Source organism: Pseudomonas sp. SID14000, from assembly GCF_002165135.1.
GTDB lineage: Bacteria > Pseudomonadota > Gammaproteobacteria > Pseudomonadales > Pseudomonadaceae > Aquipseudomonas.
Genome location: NZ_NFZQ01000007.1, coordinates 179667 through 199973, shown reverse-complemented (window position 1 = coordinate 199973; position 20307 = coordinate 179667). Strand labels below are relative to the sequence as shown.

The 20307-nt window shown below is 63.4% G+C and carries 18 protein-coding genes and 1 pseudogene; 6 read left to right on the top strand and 13 right to left on the bottom strand.

The window, feature by feature from the left end:
• Positions 1-124 precede the first annotated feature (124 nt).
• Positions 125-1309 (top strand): osmoprotectant NAGGN system M42 family peptidase, encoded by a 1185-nt coding sequence (locus tag CAY82_RS12795; protein ID WP_087501521.1) that lies wholly within the window; start codon positions 125-127, stop codon positions 1307-1309.
• A gap of 84 nt (positions 1310-1393) precedes the next feature.
• Entirely contained in the window at positions 1394-1621 is a 228-nt protein-coding gene (locus tag CAY82_RS12790; RefSeq protein ID WP_087501520.1) for a YheU family protein, read from the top strand.
• 32 nt (positions 1622-1653) lie between these two features.
• Here CAY82_RS12790 and csrA read toward each other — a convergent pair whose 3' ends face one another.
• Together csrA and CAY82_RS12780 are read right to left on the bottom strand one after the other, a co-directional pair.
• Positions 1654-1842, bottom strand: coding sequence for a carbon storage regulator CsrA (gene csrA, locus CAY82_RS12785; protein WP_087501519.1), 189 nt, complete (start codon positions 1840-1842; stop codon positions 1654-1656).
• A gap of 120 nt (positions 1843-1962) precedes the next feature.
• On the bottom strand, positions 1963-2772 hold the full coding sequence (locus CAY82_RS12780; protein ID WP_087501518.1) for an SDR family oxidoreductase: 810 nt from the start codon (positions 2770-2772) through the stop codon (positions 1963-1965).
• Between the two features lie 299 nt (positions 2773-3071).
• Here CAY82_RS12780 and CAY82_RS12775 point away from each other — a divergent pair, with 299 nt between their 5' ends.
• A complete protein-coding gene (locus CAY82_RS12775; RefSeq protein WP_003252624.1) occupies positions 3072-3224 on the top strand; it encodes a DUF3309 family protein in 153 nt (50 codons plus the stop codon).
• 102 nt (positions 3225-3326) lie between these two features.
• Here the strand turns inward: CAY82_RS12775 and CAY82_RS27060 are convergent.
• The 10 genes and pseudogenes from CAY82_RS27060 to CAY82_RS12730 form a co-directional block, all read right to left on the bottom strand.
• Positions 3327-6221, bottom strand: a pseudogene (locus CAY82_RS27060) (transporter substrate-binding domain-containing protein); the annotation flags it as partial.
• 192 nt (positions 6222-6413) lie between these two features.
• Positions 6414-7040 (bottom strand): response regulator transcription factor, encoded by a 627-nt coding sequence (locus CAY82_RS12765; RefSeq protein WP_087501516.1) that lies wholly within the window; start codon positions 7038-7040, stop codon positions 6414-6416.
• A gap of 39 nt (positions 7041-7079) precedes the next feature.
• On the bottom strand, positions 7080-7766 hold the full coding sequence (locus CAY82_RS12760; protein ID WP_087501613.1) for a pilus assembly protein: 687 nt from the start codon (positions 7764-7766) through the stop codon (positions 7080-7082).
• Positions 7767-7947: 181 nt separating this feature from the next.
• Positions 7948-9165, bottom strand: a complete 1218-nt coding sequence (locus tag CAY82_RS26695; RefSeq protein WP_170931067.1) for a hypothetical protein — start codon at positions 9163-9165, stop codon at positions 7948-7950.
• Complete coding sequence (locus CAY82_RS12750) at positions 9162-10901, bottom strand: TcfC E-set like domain-containing protein (RefSeq protein ID WP_306460814.1); 1740 nt, start codon at positions 10899-10901, stop codon at positions 9162-9164. The genes CAY82_RS26695 and CAY82_RS12750 overlap by 4 nt, the downstream gene beginning before the upstream one ends.
• A gap of 50 nt (positions 10902-10951) precedes the next feature.
• Positions 10952-11602 carry a hypothetical protein gene (locus tag CAY82_RS27245; RefSeq protein WP_306460813.1) on the bottom strand — a complete coding sequence of 217 codons (651 nt, stop codon included), beginning with the start codon at positions 11600-11602 and terminating at the stop codon, positions 10952-10954.
• 149 nt (positions 11603-11751) lie between these two features.
• The gene (locus CAY82_RS12745) at positions 11752-12228 is read right to left on the bottom strand and encodes a CS1 type fimbrial major subunit (protein WP_087501515.1); all 477 of its coding nucleotides are present in this window, start codon (positions 12226-12228) and stop codon (positions 11752-11754) included.
• A 217-nt stretch (positions 12229-12445) separates the two neighbouring features.
• Positions 12446-14110, bottom strand: a complete 1665-nt coding sequence (locus tag CAY82_RS12740; RefSeq protein WP_087501514.1) for a cation acetate symporter — start codon at positions 14108-14110, stop codon at positions 12446-12448.
• On the bottom strand, positions 14107-14418 hold the full coding sequence (locus CAY82_RS12735; RefSeq protein WP_003260090.1) for a DUF485 domain-containing protein: 312 nt from the start codon (positions 14416-14418) through the stop codon (positions 14107-14109). Before CAY82_RS12735 ends, CAY82_RS12740 begins: the two co-directional genes overlap by 4 nt.
• Before the next feature lie 244 nt (positions 14419-14662).
• On the bottom strand, positions 14663-15523 hold the full coding sequence (locus CAY82_RS12730; protein ID WP_087501513.1) for a glycine betaine ABC transporter substrate-binding protein: 861 nt from the start codon (positions 15521-15523) through the stop codon (positions 14663-14665).
• Positions 15524-15720: 197 nt separating this feature from the next.
• Here CAY82_RS12730 and CAY82_RS12725 point away from each other — a divergent pair, with 197 nt between their 5' ends.
• Positions 15721-17286 (top strand): beta (1-6) glucans synthase, encoded by a 1566-nt coding sequence (locus CAY82_RS12725; protein ID WP_087501512.1) that lies wholly within the window; start codon positions 15721-15723, stop codon positions 17284-17286.
• A gap of 337 nt (positions 17287-17623) precedes the next feature.
• On the opposite strand, the gene CAY82_RS12720 is transcribed toward CAY82_RS12725, so the two are convergent.
• Positions 17624-17992 carry a hypothetical protein gene (locus CAY82_RS12720; RefSeq protein WP_087501511.1) on the bottom strand — a complete coding sequence of 123 codons (369 nt, stop codon included), beginning with the start codon at positions 17990-17992 and terminating at the stop codon, positions 17624-17626.
• Between the two features lie 190 nt (positions 17993-18182).
• Here CAY82_RS12720 and CAY82_RS12715 point away from each other — a divergent pair, with 190 nt between their 5' ends.
• Both CAY82_RS12715 and CAY82_RS12710 read left to right on the top strand, forming a co-directional pair.
• Positions 18183-19481, top strand: a complete 1299-nt coding sequence (locus CAY82_RS12715) for a serine/threonine protein kinase (RefSeq protein ID WP_087501510.1) — start codon at positions 18183-18185, stop codon at positions 19479-19481.
• Positions 19474-20298 carry a VacJ family lipoprotein gene (locus tag CAY82_RS12710; protein WP_140399106.1) on the top strand — a complete coding sequence of 275 codons (825 nt, stop codon included), beginning with the start codon at positions 19474-19476 and terminating at the stop codon, positions 20296-20298. The genes CAY82_RS12715 and CAY82_RS12710 overlap by 8 nt, the downstream gene beginning before the upstream one ends.
• Positions 20299-20307 lie beyond the last annotated feature (9 nt).

The window sequence follows — 20307 nt, the reverse complement described above, 5'->3', positions numbered from 1 at the left end:
GCTGGCCTCTTCGCGGGTAAACCCGCTCCCACAGGTACGGCGCTGCACTCAGGCCCTGTGGGGTCCCTGTGGGAGCGGGTTTACCCGCGAAGAGGCCGCCGCAGGATATAAGGAGCCCCCAACCATGTCCGACCGACATCCCGAACCCGATCTCGACTACCTCAAGCGCGTGTTGCTGGAGATGCTCGCCATCCCCAGCCCCACCGGTTTCACCGACACCATCGTGCGCTACGTGGCCGAACGCCTGGACGAGCTGGGCATACCCTTCGAGCTGACCCGCCGCGGCACCATCCGCGCCACTCTAAAGGGGCGGCAGACCTCACCTGACCGCGCCGTGTCCGCACACCTGGACACCATCGGCGCCAGCGTGCGCCAGTTGCAGGACAACGGCCGCCTGGCCCTGGCGCCGGTCGGCTGCTGGTCCAGCCGCTTCGCCGAAGGCAGCCGGGTCAGCGTGTTCACCGACACTGGCGTGTTCCGTGGCAGCGTGCTGCCGCTGATGGCCAGCGGGCATGCCTTCAATACCGCCATCGACCAGATGCCGATCAGCTGGGAACACGTGGAGGTACGCCTGGATGCCTATTGCGCCACCCGCGCCGACTGCGAGGCGCTAGGCGTGAGCATTGGTGATTTCGTTGCCTTCGACCCACTGCCCGAATTCACCGAAAGCGGCCATATCAGCGCCCGCCACCTGGACGACAAGGCCGGTGTGGCAGCGCTGCTGGCGGCGCTGAAAGCCGTGGTGGAAAGCGGCAGCCAGCCGCTGATCGACTGCCACCCGCTGTTCACCATCACCGAAGAAACCGGCTCGGGTGCCGCCGGCGCCCTGCCCTGGGATGTCAGCGAGTTCGTCGGCATCGACATCGCCCCGGTGGCGCCCGGGCAGGCCTCCAGCGAGCATGCGGTGAGCGTGGCCATGCAGGACTCGTCGGGGCCTTACGACTACCACCTGTCCCGGCACCTGCTGAAGCTGGCCAATGACCACGACCTGCCGGTGCGGCGCGACCTGTTTCGCTATTACTTCAGCGATGCCCATTCGGCGGTGACGGCGGGGCACGATATTCGTACCGCGCTGGTGGCGTTTGGTTGCGATGCTACCCATGGGTATGAGCGAACCCATATCGACAGCCTGGCGGCGCTGAGCCGATTGTTATCGGCGTACCTGCTGAGCCCGCCGGTGTTTGCCAGTGACTCGCAGCCGGCCAATGCATCGTTGGAGCGCTTCAGCCACCAGCTGGAACATGATGCGCAGATGGAGAGCGATACGCGGGTGCCCATAGTGGATAGCCTGGTCGGGAACAAGGCTTGAGGGCCCCGGGGGCTGCAACGCGGCCCCAAAATGCCAGATGTTTCGCGTAGCATGCCCATACCGACACCCTAGATACCGCACACCATGCTGATCCCCTACGACCAACTGCAAGCCGAAACCCTGACCCGCCTGATCGAGGACTTCGTCACCCGCGACGGCACCGACAACGGCGACGATACCCCGCTGGAAACCCGCGTGCTGCGGGTACGACAGGCATTGGCCAAGGGCCAGGCGTACATCCTGTTCGACCCGGAAAGCCAGCAGTGCCAGTTGCTGGCCAAGCATGATGTGCCTCGCGAATTGCTCGACTAGCAGCGCCGGCCTCATCGCCGGCACAGGCAACATCAAACCCCGCGGGCTTTAGCCTGCTGCCCCTCCTTGATGCGCTTGTACACCTCGGCCCGATGCACCGGCACCTCGCGCGGGGCATCCACGCCAAAGCGCACCACCCCCTCCCGCGTCTCCACCACCATGACCCGTATGTCATCACCAATCACGATAACCTCCCCTACTTGGCGCCCTATTACCAACATGCTCCGATCCTCCAGCGAAAGGGAAAACCGCAGCCTGCCCTGATGGCATTCGGCTACTCAATAGCTCAACCGTGATTCAGAGGCTCCCTACATTTCTAGGTAATTTTCCCTACAGACGAATCATCGCGACTGAGCCTTGGCCCGCATTTTCACCGCCATTTCAGCCATCTCGTCATACAGCCGCTCGGGGGCCTGACGCTTCAGTTGCCAGGCCTGGCGCCCGGCCTCATGGGGCAGGATCAGGAACTCACCAGCGGCAACCTGCTGGTGGATGTACTCGGCGATTTCCGTCGCATTGATAGGCGAGCCCTCCAGCAGCTTGCCAACCTGCGCCTTCATCGCCGGATTCGGCCCGCGGAACGAGTCCAGCAGGTTGGTCTGGAAGAACGAAGGGCACACCACATGCACCGCCACCTCCAGCTGGCGCAGTTCCACCAGCAGGCTTTCCGACAGGGCCAGCACGCCGGCCTTGGCCACGTTGTAGTTGCTCATGCCCGGGCCCTGCATCAGCGCGGCCATCGAGGCAATGTTGATGATCCGCCCCTTGCTGCGCTCTAGCAGCGGCAGGAAGGCCTTGCAGCCCTTGACCACGCCCATCAGGTTGACCGCGATCTGCCAGTCCCAGTCCTCCAGCGACAATTCGGCGAAGAACCCGCCCGAGGCGACACCAGCGTTGTTGACGATCACGTCGATGCCGCCGAACTGCTCGACGCAGGTCTGGGCCAGGGCGGTGAGCTGGCTGTAGTCGCGCACGTCGCAGCGCTGGACGAAGCCCTCGCCACCGACCGCGCGGACCAGCTCCAGGGTTTCGCGCAGGCCGGTTTCGTTGACATCGGCCAGCGCCAGGCGCCAGCCCTCACGCGCCCAGCGCAGGGCGATCTCGCGACCGAGGCCGGACCCGGCGCCGGTAATCATGATGCGGTTTTGCATTGTGGCTGGCCTTGTTCTGATGGGTTGTGCAACGAGTCTAATCAAGGCCAGGGGGACTGGCAGGGTTCATCAGGCTAGTGAATGGACGGGCATGACTGTGTGGTTGGCCTGTACCGGCCTCTTCGCAGCACAAGGCTGCTCCTACAGGGACCGCACACAGCTGTAGGAGCAGCCTTGTGCTGCGAAGAGGCCGGTACAGGCACCACACAAATGGAATCTTTGGCAATCACCACCGGTCCTTACTTACAAGAGGCCAGCAGTCCGAGGCCCTTGACCCTCAACCACGCAAGGACTCCGTCATGACCACGATCCTCATCATCATCCTGATCCTTCTGCTGATTGGTGGCTTACCGGTCTTCCCGCACTCGCGCAGCTGGGGCTATGGTCCGTCCGGCATCATCGGCGTGGTACTGGTGATCCTGTTGGTGTTGTTGTTGCTCGGCATGATATGACCCCGCCACGCCCAGCCCGGCCTGGCGCGCCAGCTGCCGTTCGAGGCGCCGCATGGCGTCGCCCATGGCACGCACCGCTTGGCTGAGCGCAGCGCGCTCCAGCGGCTGGGCGTGGCAACAGCGTTCGACCTGCTCGCACAGGGCAACCAACGCATCGGCGCGCACAATACGGGCGCCGCCCTTTACCCGATGAGCCAGGCCGACGATAGCCTCAGGCGTATCGCCGAGGTTTTCCAGGCGCTGCAGGTCTTCACGGTTGCTGGCACGCAGGTCGCCCAGCAGCGCCTTCAACGCAGCTTCGTCGTTGCCTACCAGGTGCCTCAGGTGCTGCAGGTCGAGCAGGCTACTGCCGTCATCGGGTTCCGCCACTGGCCGGGCGCTGATCAGGGCCTGGGTGAGGCTGTCGAGGTCCAGGGGCTTGAACAGGCAATCATCCATCCCTGCCTCGCAGCTGCGCCTGCGATCGACCTCCTGGGCGCTGGCGGTCAGGCCGATCAGCCGACAGCGCGGGCGCCCGCTGCGGCGCTCGTGCTCGCGGATGGCGCGAGCCAGTCCGTCGCCGTCCAGCCTCGGCATGTTGCAGTCACTGATGACCACATCGAAATGCTCCTTCAGCCACAGGCGCAAGGCTTGCGCGCCATCTTCCGCCACCCGGGCCTGGTGCCCGAGATAATCCAGCTGCTGCGCCAACAGCAAGCGGTTGGCCGGGTAGTCGTCCACCACCAGTACCCGCAGCCGCGCGCCAGGTTCGACCTCCGGCAAAAACGATGTGCCAGGTGGCGCTCCCGCGCCCGGCAACAACGGCAACTTGAGCTGCACCTGCACCTCGGTGCCCTCCCCTAGCGTGCTGCGCAGCTGCAAGCTGCCCCCCATCAACTGGCACAAGCTGCGGCTGATATTCAAGCCCAGCCCCGTGCTGGCACGTGGCGACTGGCGGTGGTTGCTGGCCTGCCTGAACGGCTCGCCGAGTGCCGCCAGCTCGCTGGCGGCGATACCCACGCCGCTATCCTTGACCCGCAGCACGACATCGAGCTGCCCGTCTAGCGGAGCCGCCTGCAGGCTGACCACGATGCGTCCGCGCTGGGTGAACTTGATCGCGTTGCTCAGCAGGTTGGCCAGCACCTGCTTGAAACGCAGGGGGTCGAGCATGACCTCGGCCCCGACTGCCCCGCTCAGTTGCATCTGCAACTCCAGGCCTTTGCCACGGGCCAGCTGTTCGAACAGTTGCACCACCCGCCCGACCAGCTCGCTCACTCGTACCCGTTGTGGCGAAAGCTGCAGATGGCCCGTTTCGATGCGGGTGATGTCGAGTATGTCGCCAATCAGCTCTTTCAACCCGCGTGCTGCCTCGGTGGCCACCTCGATGGCCAGGCGGTCGAGCACACCTTGGGCGGCCTTGCGCTGGGCCAGCTCAAGCATGCCCAGCACCGCATGCAGCGGCGTGCGGATCTCGTGGCTGACGGTGGCGAGGAATTCGGTCTTGGCCTGGTTGGCCGCATCTGCCGCACGCTTGGCCCGCCGCAACCGCACCTGCAGGCGGCCCAGGTAGCGAATCCACAACAAGGCCATCAGCAGCAGGCACAGGGCAATGCCGAAGCCGATCAGGACTTTGCTGCGCAAGCGCGGCCATGCGCCGTCGGGAACGATCATCGGATTGCGCCAACGGCGCACCAGCGCATTGGTTTCGTGTGGTGCAAGGCTGAGCAAGGCGCTGTCGATGATGCCCAGCAGCTCGCTGGCGCCCCGGGCCCCGGCCAGGGCGAAGTGCGCTGGCGGCAGAGCCAGGCTGGCACTGACCTGCAACTGCCCGGGGTACCAGCGGGCGACCAGTGGCCGAGCGTCGTCAAGGGTCAGCAATGCCGCGTCCACCCGACCATCGGCAACCGCGTGCAGGGCCTCCAGGGGGCCATGCAGCAAGCGCTGGCGCACCTGCGGATATCGTTCCCGCAGCAGTTCGACCATTGCACTGCCCCAGACCAGCGCAACCTGCCGCCCGGCCAGTTGCTCAAGGCTGGCCGGCGCCTGGGCGCCCGTGCGGCTGACCAATACCCGCGAAGCACTGAGATAGGCACGGCTGAAGCCCAGCCGCTGCGCCAGGCTGTCACTGTAGGGCAGCCCGGCAATCAGCTGCGCCTTGCCCTGGGTTACCTGGCCGATCATCTGCTCCACGCCTGCCCCTGACTGCACGTCGAACTCAAGGCCGGTGCGCCGGGTGATCAGTTGCAGCACATCGAGGGTAAGGCCGTGCAACTGGCCCTTGCTGTCGCGGTAGCTCAGCGGCAGCACTTGCTCGTCCACCAATACCCGCACCTTCGGGTTGGCAGCCAGCCAGCGCTGCTGGGCCTCGCTCAAGTGCACCGCCTGGCCCGAGCGCGCGCCGCTCGCCAGCGGGCTCCAGCGTGCCTGTATGCGTGCACGCTGGTTCGCACTGATACCCGCCAGCACCGTGTCCACCAGCCGCGGCAGGGGCGTAGCGTTGTCGAGCATGGCAAAGCCGATGCCCTGGCGCGGCAAGGCCGCATGGCCGATCTCCTCCACACCGCTGAATGGGCTGCGCCCCTGTACGTAACGTGCGACCAACGCATTGCCCAGGTACAGGTCGGCCTGGCCGAGGGACAGCGCGGCCAAGGCACTGAACGCGGTGGGATGCAACTGAAGGCTGGCCTGCGGGTAGTACTGGCCGACCTGCTCCGCTGTGCGGTAACCGTCCACCATCACCAGCCGCAGCGGCTCGGTGCCCATGATGCCGACCTTGCGCTCCTGGGCCAGCAGCAAGGGGAGGTCCTCGGCGTAGGGTGACGACAGGTGCAAGCCGGCCTGCTGCGCCTGCTGAGTGCTGACCGAGCCGAGCATGTCGACCCTGCCCTCGTGCAACGCTGCGACCGCCGCCTCGAACGAGTCGAACACCTGTACCTGCATGTCCAGGTGCAGGTGTTCGGCCACCAGCCCCGCGTAATCGGCCGTGATGCCTTCGTAGGCACGCCCGTTACCGAGCACATCCAGCGGCGGCTGGTCGCTGCCCAGTACCCCAAGGCGTAACACCCGTTGCTGCCACAGCCAGCGCAGGTCACTGCCGGCCGGCTCCGCACGTGGTCCTTCGAAGGTAGCGCGGCCATGGAACACAGGTACAGCCAGGCCCGGCAGGGGAAATACACAACACAACAACAGCAGCCAGATTGCACGCACGGTTCAGATCAGCTGGTTGCGACGAGCGAAATCCGCCAGGTCGATCAGCGAGTTCAGGCGCAGCTTTTCCAGCAGGCGCCCCTTGTAGGTGCTGACGGTCTTGTTGCTCAGCAGCATGGCCTCGCCGACCGCCTTGTTGCTCAGGCCGCGGGCCAGGTGCTGCAGAATCATCAGCTCGCGATCGCTGAGGCTGGCAATGCGCTGGGCGTCGGTGGCATGCAGTTCGTGGCTGTGCACCGAACTCATGACCACATCGGGGAAGTAGGTGAACCCGGACAGCACTGCACGTACCGCCTTGTTCAGTTCGCCCAGGTCGTTGGTCTTGGATACGAAACCGGCAGCCCCGGCCTGCATGCAGCGCAGGGAATAGGCTTCGGCCAGGTGCGAGGTCAGCACCAGGGTCTTGACCGGGCGTTCGAGGCGCTTGACCCGGGCGATCACTTCCATGCCGTCGAGCCCAGGCAGGCTGATGTCGAGGATGATGATATCGGGAGCCAGCTCGCGCGCCATGCGCACCGCATCGATACCGTTGTCGGTCTGGCCGATGACCCGCAGGCGCTCCTGGCGCAACAGCATGCAAACCGTGGAGCGGATGAAGGGGTGGTCGTCGACGACCAGTGCGCTATGCATCGCCCACCTCGCCTGGCTGATACGTTGCTGCAGAGGGACTCATCCTTCCAGTACCATGGCCTTGCGCTCGGTCCCTTCCTGCAGTTCGAACTGGTGCACCTTGGCGGCCTGGCCGTCGAACCTGCGGGTGCGCCCGGGTAGCAGATGGTGCTTGGTGGCCGGCTCGCATACCTGGTCCTGGGCCTGGCATTGGCGGAAGTGGTCGAGCACCACGGTAGCGTTGCCCTGGTTGGTCACGGTCAACGCACCGCCCTGGCGACGGATCGGCGTTTCGTAGCGGGTCTGGTCGGGGCGCACGAACAGCAGCGTGCCGTAGCCGGCCAGCAGGTTGACGCCAGCCTTGAGGCTGTCGCGGTACTGCTCGGCTTCGGCTTCGCTGACGGCAAAGCCGTCACCCAGCTCCGGCAACACCGGGATGAAACGCAGGCGGTAGTAGCGCTCCTTGTCACGCTCGCCGCGGTACAACAGGCGCACTGCCTGCATACCACGCGCCGGAACGATCAGACGTGCCGGGCTGACTATCAGGCCCCGCTGCTCCAGCGCCAGGCCGTCGAGGGGCACTTCGCGGGGGGCCGCGCTGCCGTCATACACCAACTCGACCACGCTGACCTTGACGAAGGCAGTGGAATCACCGCCATTGCGCACGCGCTTGAGCAAGGTGCTCCTGCCTTCCTCCAGGTAATCATAGAGCCCGCCGACGTTGAGCTCCGGCGCTGCATGGGCCATGCACGGCAACAGCGTCAAAGCCAGGCAGAAATAGCGAAGTGGTTTCACGACAGAATCCTCATAGCAGAAAACCCTTGATAGCCAATCAGCATCAATGGATCGATTGTGGTCTTTTGTTCGTACTCAAACTGCAGGAAATTTCCCTATCGTTTGAGGAAACTTCCTAGAGACAAGCTGCCGGTCATAGCTCCGAGTCAAACACCACCGTCACCAGGCCCTCATAGCGGCTGCCCGGATGGCCCAGCATGGCCTTGACATCCTCCGGGCCCACGGTGAAATGCAACTGCCCGGGGCGGTTGAGTACCGGTGTCACCGAATCGAACGCCAATGCCGCAGCACGGCCGCTCGGCAGTTCCAGCCTCTGTACCGGCTTGCCCTGATGCTGAATGCCCCCCGGCAGGCTCAGGGCAATGGAGACTGGCACGCTATGGTTGTCGCTACTGCGGATGGTGCACTCACTGCCCTGGTATTGCTGGCAAAGCTTGTAGACCTTGAACGGGCCCGTGGACCAGAGCCGAAACGGAACGTCCCGCTGCAACCGCTGGGGCGTTCCCCTGCCTCCCAGCCATGCACTCCACCCACCCGGCGGCTCCAGCACGGCCCGCTCCGACCCAGGTGGAAACTCAAAGACAAAGGCATGCTGCACATCGAGTTCAAAGTTCAATGTGAGGCTATTGCCATTCAGAGCACTGACACCATTGCCGAAGTCGAAGTCGCCACCTGGCCCGATGCTATAGGTCAGGCTACCGGTATAAAAACCGGGCTTCATTCGACTGGGTTCGGGCATGGTCAGCCGATATGCGATCCCCATATTGCTGACCGAAGTCTTGACCGTATACCCGCTAGACATCGCATCATGAATGGATTGGCAACCGGTAGGTGAATTCGGGTCGCGTACCAGCCATAGGTAATGCGTGGCATAAGGGCGGGCGGCATAACCGAATGTCCGCCGATACGTACAGCCTCCTTTGATGAATTGTGTCCACACAGGATTGACACGTAATTCGGGCGTGCCCTGAACCTGTTGACTGACGCCAAGAAACTCGAAGTTCAGGCGATAGGACTCTCCGGTAGCACTGTTGAACACGTCCACCGTTCGAGCTGAAGGCAACTGAACGTAGAAATGGTCACGTACATCGCCGCTGTTCTTGATTGTCGTCCTGTCATAAGTGATGGGAAGCTGCATGGCACGCATTTCCCGGCAGTCTGCAGACCAGCGCTGGCAGTAAGCAGCCAGCGGGGTGGTATTCACGAAGCGCCCCGCAGCATCCCCCAGGTATTCAGCGCTGACGAGCGCCTCCAGGGCGGCAGCCTCTCGCCCGGCCGTGGCCAGGCCAAGCAACAGCCATAACCCCCAGGACAGTCGGGAAGCCCCTCTGTTGTTCAGGTACTCACTCAACCCTTGTCCTCCATTTTCACCGCCCCGATCTGAGCGATTTTGCCCGGCTCACAGGTCAGGTCGCCTGCCAGCAGTACATCGCCCTCGCGTTCGAGTTGCGTCAGCGCCAGTTCAAGCAGGCACAGCGCCTGCCCTCCCTTGCGCACTTCCAGGGTCGGCGTCGACTCGCTCATCTCCACGGCAAAATGCCCTCCCGCCTCGCTGACACTGCGGCTGGCATGGTTAACCACCTGCACCCCTGACAGCGGCGCGCCATGACGATCCAGCACCCGCCCCAGCACGGTCACCGTGCGCATCACCCGCAGCTTGCGATAACCCACGCCCCCACGATTGAGGTGGTAGTCGAAGCTGGTCGGCTGGATCACCGCCGCCGCTTCGTTGTCGCCATCCAGATCGAACTGCACATAACCGGATTTGTAGGCCCCCACCGGGATCACATTGCGACCGGGGTGCAGCGTGGCGCTCTGCCCGTACTGGTCGTCGGCACGCAGCGCCAGGCCGTCGATGTCGCTCTCGACATCAACGATTAGCCCGGCCTCGTGGGGCAGGTACTGGCCGGTCATGGCCACCTTGCCCTCGCCCACCGCGACGATGCTCTGCAGGTTGAGGCCGGCGCTGATCTCACCGTTGTAGGACGAGCTCTGCGCATAGGCGTCGCCATACAGCACCTCGTTCTGGAACTGGGCATCGCCACCGAAACCGGCGCCATAACGGTCCGCCGTCACGGTACCGCCAAGGCTGCGCACAGCACCCAGGTCGACGTCGCGCTGGTAGGACAACGAGGCATTCTGGTCACGCCCGCCATCATGGGAAGTGCGGCTGCCGATGCTGGCGGCAATGCGCTCGCCGGGGCCACCCAGGCTCATGCTCACGGTCAGGTTGACGCCACGGCTGCGCGTGTCGCCACTGCTGCGGGTGCCGGGGCGGTCGAACAGGCTCAGGCGCCAGTTGGCATCGGAACCCAGCAACTTGCCGTAGTACGACCAGCCCAGGTCGATGCCGACGCCGTCAGCGGCACCCGAGCTGTGGGCCAGCCGAATGGTGGCGGTACTGCGGTTGTTCAGGCGGTGGGTCAACAACATGGAGGTCTGGCTCTGTTCTTCGTAGCGCACGAACTGGCTATGGGTCGGGCGGCTGACGGTTTCCAGCCATGAACGGCTGTGGCTGAACACCAGCGAGCCCAGATCATGGTTGTGGATCACCTGCAGGTCGTAGCCATCGCCCTGGTCTTCGGTGCGGTAGAGGTTGCCGTAGAACTTGAGGCGGTCGAGCACGTCCCAGTCCAGCGACGTGCCGTACTGCATGGCTTCGTCCACCTGCTGCACGGACAGACCGAGGATTGCACGCGGGTGCAGCAGGTAGTTGGCAATGACACCGGCGCTGAGGCTGTCGGCATGGTTCTCGTCCCAGTTGCTCAGCAGGCTGGCCTGCTGGCCGAGGTACAGGTTGTAGCGCCAGCGGCTGTCGGGGTTGCGCCAGCTGTTGGGCTTGTAGACGAACTCTTCGGTGCGTGCGGTTTCCTGGCCGTCTTCCAGCAGGCGCACTTCGACCTGATAGATGCCGCCTGGCAACACGCGAGTGTCCAGGGCCTGCAAGCCGGGCTGCACCGGCTGGCTGTTGATCAGCGAGCCGTTGCGGTAGATCTCCACCACGCCGGGGCGGTTGGGGGTGACGTAAATAGGTGTCGAGCTGGGCTGGCCATTGTCGACAAGCAGGCTGTCGCTGCTACCGAACATCAGGCCAAGCGTGGTATCGGGGCTCTGCCCGAGCAGCCGCGGCTGCCGGGTCAGGCCCTGGACGCCCGGGGTGAAGTAGCCCAGGCGAAAAAATGTTCATCATGCAGGCGCTCGGCGTACAGCTGGCTGACCCGGTGGCGGGTCTGCTGGTTGCTCGCGCTGCCACGGTCGAACTGGGCATCGCCCAGGGTAGTCCAGTTGCCCAGGCTGCCCTGGCCTGCCAGAGAAAACAGGCCACTGGTATCGCGGCCATCGCTGACCAGGTTCAGCTGGTTGCGCAGCAGCAGCCCGCTGCCCTGGTCGGGCAAGGCGTGGTAACGCGGTGCGTCACCGGCCAGCTCGGCGGCATGGGTAAGCAAGGAAAGCTGCGAGTTGACCAGGCTGTAGTGGATAGCGCGCAAGCCATCAGGGCAGTCGCGCTTGCAGTCGCCCAGAGGGCGACCGGAAGCCAGGCGCTCCTGCCAGCGGCGGCGCAGGGTTTCTGGCTCGCGGCTGTCGAAATGGTCGGTGAACTCCAGCAGTTGAACGCGCTCGTCGCGGCTGAGCACCACCATGGCATCACCCAGGTAACGGCCATCCAGGTCCACCCGCACCGCCAGCGGCACATCGAAAAAGTGTTCTTGAAACTCCCGTGGTAGCCCCTGGGCCTGGCTGACCACGCCCATCGCATTGTCAGAAGCCTGGGCAGCGACCGGGAGCACGGTAAAGCATGCGGTCAGCAGCAAAGTCTTTGTAGTTGAGGAAAAGGCCATGACCTGTCTGCAAGCAAGACGCCGCCCTCACCCCCGGCGCGACCCAAGGGGTGAAGGTAAGCAACAACGGATGAAAGGATAAGAAACGTATGGACGAATCAGGGCGCGGCAGTTTCGAACATCATGCTGACCAGGCCTTGATAGTTGCCTGGCTTGTAGCCACCGGCCGGAACCTGCGCGGCGACTTCGAAGTCAACGATGGCACCCGGCGCAGCCTCGGTTTCGGTGAGGATTTGTGCAGCACTGGTGGTGAGAACAGTGGTGCCGATCTTCACATCCAGGTCGATGGCGTCCAGGCCGCTGCTGACTACGGCCGGCGACAGCAGGTGGGCGGTGATCGGGCCGATGGTGCTCTTGGCCTGCAACTGCTTGCGAACTGGGGTCAGGTTGCCTTGAAACGAGTTCCAGGCCATTTCCTGCGGGTCGTTCATCCAGTTGCCGCCGACGGGTTCGACGTAGAAGTTGGCGGTGGGCACTGTGGCAGTGATGAGCACCTGTTTCTCGATCGGGTCCCCCGCCATGGCCTGGCCGGTGACGAGTGCAACGAAAGGAAGTGCCAGCATGAATGCTTTCACGAATAGATCTCCTGGAAACCTGTAGACATAAGCTTTGATTGAGAGTCAATCAGGCAAAGCGCCGTTGACAGGTTGGATTATTCGCATTTACCCACAAGGAAAATACGGGAACCCTCCGAGCGAATTGTTGAAATTTCCCAACGACATCCCGCCGGGGTGTGCCAGACAGCAAAACGCCCCGGCAAGCGGGGCGTTTTGCTGAAGCGTCAGTGCTGGATCAGTGCGAAACAGCACCCGAAGCACCCAGGCCAGTCTGCGAACGCACGAACTGCGGGAAGAACAGCGCACGTTCGTCTTCAGCTGCCTTGGACTTGTCGGTGACCGAGAAGAACCAGATACCGATGAAGGAAATCAGCATCGAGAACAGCGCCGGGTACTCGTACGGGTAGATCGGCTTCTCGTGGCCGAGGATCTGTACCCAGATGGTCGGGCCGAGGATCATCAGCGTCACCGCGCTCACCAGGCCCAGCCAGCCGCCGATCATGGCGCCGCGGGTGGTCAGCTTCTTCCAGTACATCGAGAGCAGCAGTACCGGGAAGTTGCAGCTGGCGGCAATGGAGAACGCCAGGCCAACCATGAAGGCGATGTTCTGCTTCTCGAACAGGATGCCCAGGCCGATCGCCAGCACGCCCAGGGCGACGGTGGTGATCTTCGACACGCGGATCTCGTCCTTGTCGTTGGCCTTGCCTTTGCGCCATACACTGGCGTACAGGTCGTGGGACACCGCCGAGGCACCGGCCAGGGTCAGGCCGGCAACCACCGCCAGGATGGTGGCGAAGGCCACTGCCGAGATGAAGCCGAGGAACACGCTGCCACCCACGGCGTTGGCCAGGTGCACCGCTGCCATGTTGTTGCCGCCCAGCAGGGCACCAGCGGCGTCCTTGAAGTCCGGGTTGGTGCTGACCAGCAGGATGGCGCCAAAGCCGATGATGAAGGTGAGGATGTAGAAGTAGCCGATGAAGCCGGTGGCGTACAGCACGCTCTTGCGCGCTTCCTTGGCATCACTGACGGTGAAGAAGCGCATCAGGATGTGCGGCAGGCCGGCGGTACCGAACATCAGCGCCAGGCCCAGCGAGAATGCCGAGATCGGGTCCTTGACCAGGCCGCCCGGGCTCATGATCGCCTCGCCCTTGGCGTGCACCTTGATCGCTTCGGAGAACAGGGTGTTGAAGTCGAAGCCCACATGCTTCATCACCATCAGCGCCATGAAGCTGGCGCCGGACAGCAGCAACACGGCCTTGATGATCTGTACCCAGGTGGTGGCCAGCATGCCGCCGAACAGCACGTACAGGCACATCAGGATACCCACCAGAATCACCGCCACGTGGTAATCCAGGCCGAACAGCAGCTCGATCAGCTTGCCGGCACCGACCATCTGCGCGATCAGGTAGAACGCCACCACCACCAGCGAGCCGGAAGCCGACAGGGTGCGGATTTCCTTCTGCCCGAGGCGGTACGAGGCCACGTCGGCGAAGGTGTACTTGCCCAGGTTGCGCAGGCGTTCGGCGATCAGGAAGAGGATGATCGGCCAACCGACCAGGAAGCCGATCGAGTAGATCAGGCCGTCATAGCCAGAAGTGAACACCAGTGCGGAAATACCCAGGAACGAGGCAGCCGACATGTAGTCACCGGCAATCGCCAGGCCGTTCTGGAAGCCGGTGATCTTGCCGCCGGCGGCGTAGTAGTCCGACGCTGACTTGTTGCGCTTGGAGGCCCAGTAGGTGATGCCAAGAGTGAAGGCGACGAAGGCCACGAACATGGCGATCGCAGAGACGTTCAGCGGTTGCTTCTGCACCTCGCCGGTCAGGGCATCGGCGGCCCAAACGGCGGGTGCGAAGGCTCCGCAGGCCAGTACGGCCAGGGCTTTGGCATGGCGAATCATTGTTGCGCCTCCTTCAGGATGGCCTTGTTCAGCTCATCGAATTCGCCGTTGGCGCGGCGTACGTAGATGGCGGTCAGGACGAATGCCGAGACGATCAGGCCGACACCCAGGGGAATGCCCCAGGTAATCGATGACTCAGGGCTGAGCTTGGTGCCCAGTATCTGAGGACCGTAGGCGATCAGGAGGATGAAGGCGCAGTACAGGCCGAGCATGATCGCCGAGAGAATCCAGGCGAACCGTTCGCGTTTGGTGACCAGCTCCTTGAAGCGGGGGCTGTTTTGTATCGAGAGGTAAATGCTGTCGTTCATTGTTTTTGTCCTAGCAGCACAGATAGGGGTGGAACCCACGACCCTTACTTTATGCGGCTATCGGACGCCAACCAGACGACCTTAGTCTTAGATGCAACGGTGTTTTACCGGTTGCGTAACAAAGTGATGGCCTCTTCGCGGGTAAACCCGCTCCCACAAGGGATGTGCACAAGCCTGAAGACTGTGGATATCCCTGTAGGAGCGGGTTTACCCGCGAAGCAGCAAAATTGGCCGTAACGGGTTGTTACTTGCCAGTCCACTCCTTCACGCGATCAGGGTGCTTGGCCACCCAGTCCTTGGCCGCCGCTTCAGGCTTGGCGCCTTCCTGGATCGCCAGCATCACCTCGCCAATCTCGTCCTTCGATTGCCAGTTGAACTTCTTCAGGAACTCCGCCACTTCCGGGGCCTTGGTCGCCAGTTCCTTGCTGCCGATGCTGTTCACGGTTTCCGCGGCGCCATACACGCCTTTCGGGTCTTCGAGGAACTTCAGCTTCCACTTGGCGAACATCCAGTGTGGAACCCAGCCGGTGACCGCAATGGACTGCTGCTTGGCATAGGCACGGCCCAGCTCCGCAGTCATCGCCGCGCCGGAACTGGCCTGCAGCTTGTAACCGGTCAGGTCGTAGTCCTTGATGGCCTGGTCGGTCTTGAGCATTACGCCGGAGCCGGCGTCGATGCCGACGATTTTCTGCTTGAAGGTGTCATCGGTCTTGAGGTCGGCGATGCTCACCGCCTTGACGTATTCGGGGACGATCAGGCCAATCTTGGCGTCCTTGAAGTTCGGGCCGTAGTCGACCACATTGTCCTTGTTCTTGGCCCAGTACTCGCCATGGGTCACCGGCAACCAGGCCGACAACATGGCATCGAGCTTGCCGGTTGCCACGCCCTGCCACATGATCCCGGTGGCGACGGCCTGCAACTTCACGTCGTAGCCGAGTTTCTGCTTGATCACTTCGGCGGCCACGTTGGTGGTCGCCACGCTGTCGGCCCAACCATCAACGTAACCAATGCTGACTTCTTTGGCCATTGCCTGTGCCGCACTCATGGCCAGTACCATGGCAGTGCCCACACCCAGGAAACGTCGCATTTTTGTAATAGCAGCCATCAAAGCATCCCCTCGTCAGGTCTCGGAGTTTGCATCATCGTCCTGCAACAATACTTGACCTGCTCCAGCTACGACCTGTACCCGCCCCATATGCGACAGCACTGTGCCATTAGCGCCATCGGCCTACGCCGACCTGCGCGATCCTTGCATGCCAAAGGTTTGGCGCCGGGCTACTATCTACCCTTTTGCGCCTGACGATGGACCGCCCGATGCCCAGTTCTGCCCGCCTGCTGCTTCCGCTGTACCTGCTCGCCTGCCTGCTCGCCCTGCTCGGGCTCGGAGGGCTCTGGTACGGGCTTGGCAAGCCGGTGCAACTGCCCGACGCGGCCGGCCCGACACACAAGCTGCAATGCGCCTCGTACACCCCGTTCGACAAGGACCAGTCGCCCTACGACCAGCCGTTCCGGCTGCGCCCGGCACGCATGGATGCCGACCTGGCGTTGCTGGCCGAGCGATTCCAGTGCATCCGTACCTATTCCCAGACCGGTCTTGAGGCGATTCCGGCGCTGGCGCGCAAGCATGGCCTGAAAGTGATGCTGGGGGCCTGGGTCAATGCCCACCCCGCCGACACCGAGAAAGAAATCAACCTGCTGATCGCCGCCGCCAACGCCAACCCCGACGTGGTCAGCGCGGTGATCGTCGGCAACGAGACGCTGCTACGCAAGGAGGTGACCGGCGCCCAGCTGGCCACGCTGATCGCCCGGGTGAAAAGCCAGGTCAAGGTGCCGGTAACCTACGCCGATGTGTGGGAATTCTGGTTGCAGCACCCGCAGGTAGCACCATCGGTGGACTTCCTGACTATCCACCTGCTGCCTTACTGGGAAGACGACCCGCGTGGCATCGACGAAGCCCTGACCCACGTTGCCGATGTGCGCCGGGTATTCGGCACGCGCTTCGCGCCCAAGGACATCCTGATCGGAGAAACAGGCTGGCCCAGCGAAGGCCGCCAGCGCGAGACCGCAGAGCCCAGCCGGGTCAACGAGGCGCGCTTCATTCGTGGGTTCGTGGCCATGGCCGAAAGCAACGGCTGGCACTACAACCTGATCGAGGCGTTCGACCAGCCATGGAAGCGCGCCAATGAGGGGGCGGTCGGCGGTTACTGGGGGCTTTATGATGCCGACCGGCAGGACAAGGGCATACTCGAAGGGCCGGTGAGCAACCTGCCTTACTGGCCACAGTGGTTGCTGGCCAGTGCCGGGCTGATGGTGCTGATGCTGCTGCTTGCCGGGCGCCCCGCTACCACCATGGCGGCCTTGCTGCTGCCGTTGCTGGCGGCGTTTGGCGCAGGCTGCCTGGGGCTTTGGGGCGAGCTGATGCGTACCCATGCACGCTTTGCCGGGGAGTGGCTGTGGGCGCTGCTGCTGACGGCGCTGAACCTGCTGGTGCTGGCCCACGCGATGTTAGCCCTGGCGCGGCGTGCGGGCTGGCGCGAGCGGCTGTACGCCTGGTTGCAGGCGCGGGCCGGCTGGCTGTTGCTGGCGGCGGGCTTTGCCGCGGCGGTGAGCATGCTGGCGATGGTGTTCGACCCGCGCTACCGCAGCTTCCCCAGCGCAGCGCTGGCGTTGCCGGCACTGGTATTTGCACTTTGGCCAGTGTCTGCGCGACGGGCAGAGGTGGCGTTGCTGGCGTTCATCGTCGGTGCCGGGGTGGCGCCGCAGTTGTTTGTGGAAGGGCTGGAGAACCAGCAGGCCTGGGGGTGGGCCGGGGTGAGTGTGCTGATGACGGCGGCTTTGTGGCGGAGCTTGCGATTGCGACCGGCTTGAGCATTAGGGTGGGGCCGGCAGGGGCATGACTTGGGTGTTGTGCTGGGGCGGAAATCGAGCGCCGCCCGCGCGGCGCTTCGCGGGACAAGCCCGCTCCCACATTTGTTGCAACGTGGCCATGCCTGTGGGAGAGGCGTTGCCAGCCTGGGTGCAGGGCTTGAGACAGGTGATGCGGCAGCAATGCCAACTCAGAAATCCAGTCAACCCACCAAGGCTGGCAACCATGGCCTGACAGGTTCGGCACGTTGCAACAAATGTGGGAGCGGGCTTGTCCCGCGAAGCGCCGCGCGGGCGGCGCTCGATTTCCGCCCCAGCACAACAACCAAGGCATCCCCTGTCAGCCACGCCGCGCTTGCCTGACCAGCCGCAACCCCGCCAGCACCAGCGCGAACACGGCAATGCTGGCGGTATACAGCACCAGCGCCGGCACTGCGAACACCAACGCCAACACCGCCAGCCACCAACCGCCACGGCCGGCAACGACCTGCGCCAGCAGCGCCAGCGCCAGCCCGCTCCAGGCCAACACCTGATGATGAATGCCCAGCCCCAGCAACGACCGTACTTCACATTGCCAGTAGGCTGCCGGCGCCGTGCACAGCCCTACCCACTGCCCGTCCTCCATCAGCCCGTAGCGCACGCCATAACTGGCAGCAAGCCACAGCCCCAGAAACAGCAAAAGCAGCGCAGCCGGCAGCGAACGAGACATCCAGTTCTCCAATAGCGGTAATTGAAAGCATCCATGATCGCTGATGCCCTGTTGTAAGGCAAAATCACATCTCTGCAGCTATGTTGCGGATAACAGGCACACCAAACACCACCGCACCTGGCAACTTTGCCCGGCCCGCTGTGGTCCTAGCCTGCACACTGCTCGACCTTGCGTTCTCTTGGGGGATTACATGCTTCGATCTTTGCGCCTCGCTGCCTTGCTCGGCGGCCTACTCATGGCTGTGGCCGCTTCGGCGCGGGATATCGACGCCGCGAGCTATGGCTACCCCTTGACCAACCCGTTCGAGGCAACCATCGCCACCACACCGCCGGACCAGCGCCCCACCCTGCCCGACGACGACGAAATCAGCCAGTCCGACTACAGCCTCAACCTGCGCCCGGACCGTGAGTTCACCCTGCCCGACAACTTCTGGGCAGTGAAAAAGCTCAAGTACCGCCTGGCCCGCCAAGACCGCGAGGCGCCGCTGATCTTCATCATCGCTGGCACCGGGGCGCCCTACACCAGCAGCATCAACGAATACCTGAAAAAGCTGTTCTACCAGGCCGGCTTCCACGTGGTGCAATTGTCCTCGCCCACCAGCTACGACTTCATGAGCGCCGCCTCGCGCTTCGCCACCCCTGGCGTCAGCCAGGATGATGCCGAAGACATGTACCGGGTGATGCAGGCCGTGCGCGCCCAGCACCCACGCCTGCCAATCAGCGAGTTCTACCTCACCGGCTACAGCCTGGGCGCACTCGACGCTGCCTTCGTCAGCCACCTGGACGAAACCCGCCGCAGCTTCAACTTCAAGCGCGTGCTGCTGCTGAACCCGCCGGTCAACCTGTACACCTCAATCAACAACCTCGACAAGCTGGTGCAGACCCAGGTCAAGGGCATCGATCGCAGCACCACTTTCTACGAGCTGATGCTGGCCAAGCTGACCCGCTACTTCCAGGAAAAGGGCTACATCGACCTCAATGAAGCCTTGCTGTATGACTTCCAGCAGTCACGCCAGCACCTTTCCAACGAGCAGATGGCCATGCTGATTGGCACCTCGTTCCGCTTCTCGGCGGCCGACATTGCCTTCACCTCTGACCTGATCAACCGTCGCGGCCTGATCATTCCGCCAAAGTTCCCGATCACCGAGGGCAGCAGCCTCACGCCGTTCTTCAAGCGTGCCCTGCAGTGCGACTTCGACTGCTACATGACTGAGCAGGTCATCCCCATGTGGCGCGCCCGCACCGATGGCAACAGCATCCTGCAACTGATCAACCAGGTCAGCCTGTATGCGCTGGAAGACTACCTGAGCAGCAGCGACAAGATCGCCGTGATGCACAACGCCGACGACGTCATCCTCGGCCCCGGTGATATCGGCTTCCTGCGCAAGGTATTCGGTGAGCGCCTGACCCTTTACCCTCACGGCGGCCATTGCGGCAACCTCAATTACCGCGTCAACAGTGACGCCATGCTGGAGTTCTTCCGTGGTTAACAAACTCCTCTTCGCCACTGCCCTGTTCGCCGCCGGCCATGCCCTGGCCGCCGAAACCGCCCCCCGGGCCAGCGTGGTCGAAGCCGACCCGCAAGTTACCGAAGCACCACTGGCGCCCGAGGCCGATGGTTTCGTCGACCCGCTGCGCGAGCTGAAATTCAACCCCGGGCTGGACCAGCGCGAGTTCGAGCGCTCTACCCTGCAAGCGCTGAACGTGTACGACCCGCTGGAATCGATCAACCGGCGCGTCTATCACTTCAACTACCGCCTGGACCAATGGGTGTTGCTGCCGATGGTAAGCGGCTACCAGTACGTCACCCCGCGCTTCGTGCGCACCGGGGTGACCAACTTCTTCAACAACCTGGGCGACGTGCCGAACCTGTTCAACAGCGTATTGCAGTTGAAAGCCAAGCGCTCGGCGGAGATCACCGCACGGTTGATGTTCAACACCATTATCGGCGTGGGTGGGCTGTGGGACCCGGCGACCAAGATGGGCCTGCCACGGCAAAGTGAAGACTTCGGCCAGACCTTGGGCTTCTACGGCGTACCGGACGGGCCCTACCTGATGCTGCCGGTGTTGGGGCCGTCGAACCTGCGCGACACCGCCGGGCTGGTGGTGGACTATGCGGGCGAACAGGCGATCAACTACCTGAACGTGGCCGAAGCCAGCAGCGACCACCCGGAAATTTCCGTGTTGCGTGTGGTGGACAAGCGCTACAGCACCAAATTCCGCTATGGCCAGCTCAACTCGCCGTTCGAGTACGAGAAGGTGCGGTATGTGTATACCCAGGCGCGCAAGTTGCAGATAGCCGAGTAGGCAGGCCAG

Bases quoted from the DNA above. Each gene is read 5' to 3' on its own strand.
- CAY82_RS12780 (WP_087501518.1), bottom strand. From the start codon at position 2,772: ATGCAAAACCGCATCATGATTACCGGCGCCGGGTCCGGCCTCGGTCGC.
- CAY82_RS12775 (WP_003252624.1), top strand. From the start codon at position 3,072: ATGACCACGATCCTCATCATCATCCTGATCCTTCTGCTGATTGGTGGC.
- CAY82_RS12730 (WP_087501513.1), bottom strand. From the start codon at position 15,523: ATGGCTGCTATTACAAAAATGCGACGTTTCCTGGGTGTGGGCACTGCC.
- CAY82_RS12790 (WP_087501520.1), top strand. From the start codon at position 1,394: ATGCTGATCCCCTACGACCAACTGCAAGCCGAAACCCTGACCCGCCTG.
- CAY82_RS12720 (WP_087501511.1), bottom strand. From the start codon at position 17,992: ATGTCTCGTTCGCTGCCGGCTGCGCTGCTTTTGCTGTTTCTGGGGCTG.
- CAY82_RS12750 (WP_306460814.1), bottom strand. From the start codon at position 10,901: ATGTTCGGTAGCAGCGACAGCCTGCTTGTCGACAATGGCCAGCCCAGC.
- CAY82_RS12740 (WP_087501514.1), bottom strand. From the start codon at position 14,110: ATGATTCGCCATGCCAAAGCCCTGGCCGTACTGGCCTGCGGAGCCTTC.
- CAY82_RS12715 (WP_087501510.1), top strand. From the start codon at position 18,183: ATGCTTCGATCTTTGCGCCTCGCTGCCTTGCTCGGCGGCCTACTCATG.
- CAY82_RS12765 (WP_087501516.1), bottom strand. From the start codon at position 7,040: ATGCATAGCGCACTGGTCGTCGACGACCACCCCTTCATCCGCTCCACG.
- CAY82_RS12735 (WP_003260090.1), bottom strand. From the start codon at position 14,418: ATGAACGACAGCATTTACCTCTCGATACAAAACAGCCCCCGCTTCAAG.
- CAY82_RS12795 (WP_087501521.1), top strand. From the start codon at position 125: ATGTCCGACCGACATCCCGAACCCGATCTCGACTACCTCAAGCGCGTG.
- CAY82_RS12760 (WP_087501613.1), bottom strand. From the start codon at position 7,766: ATGGCCCATGCAGCGCCGGAGCTCAACGTCGGCGGGCTCTATGATTAC.
- CAY82_RS12725 (WP_087501512.1), top strand. From the start codon at position 15,721: ATGGACCGCCCGATGCCCAGTTCTGCCCGCCTGCTGCTTCCGCTGTAC.
- csrA (WP_087501519.1), bottom strand. From the start codon at position 1,842: ATGTTGGTAATAGGGCGCCAAGTAGGGGAGGTTATCGTGATTGGTGAT.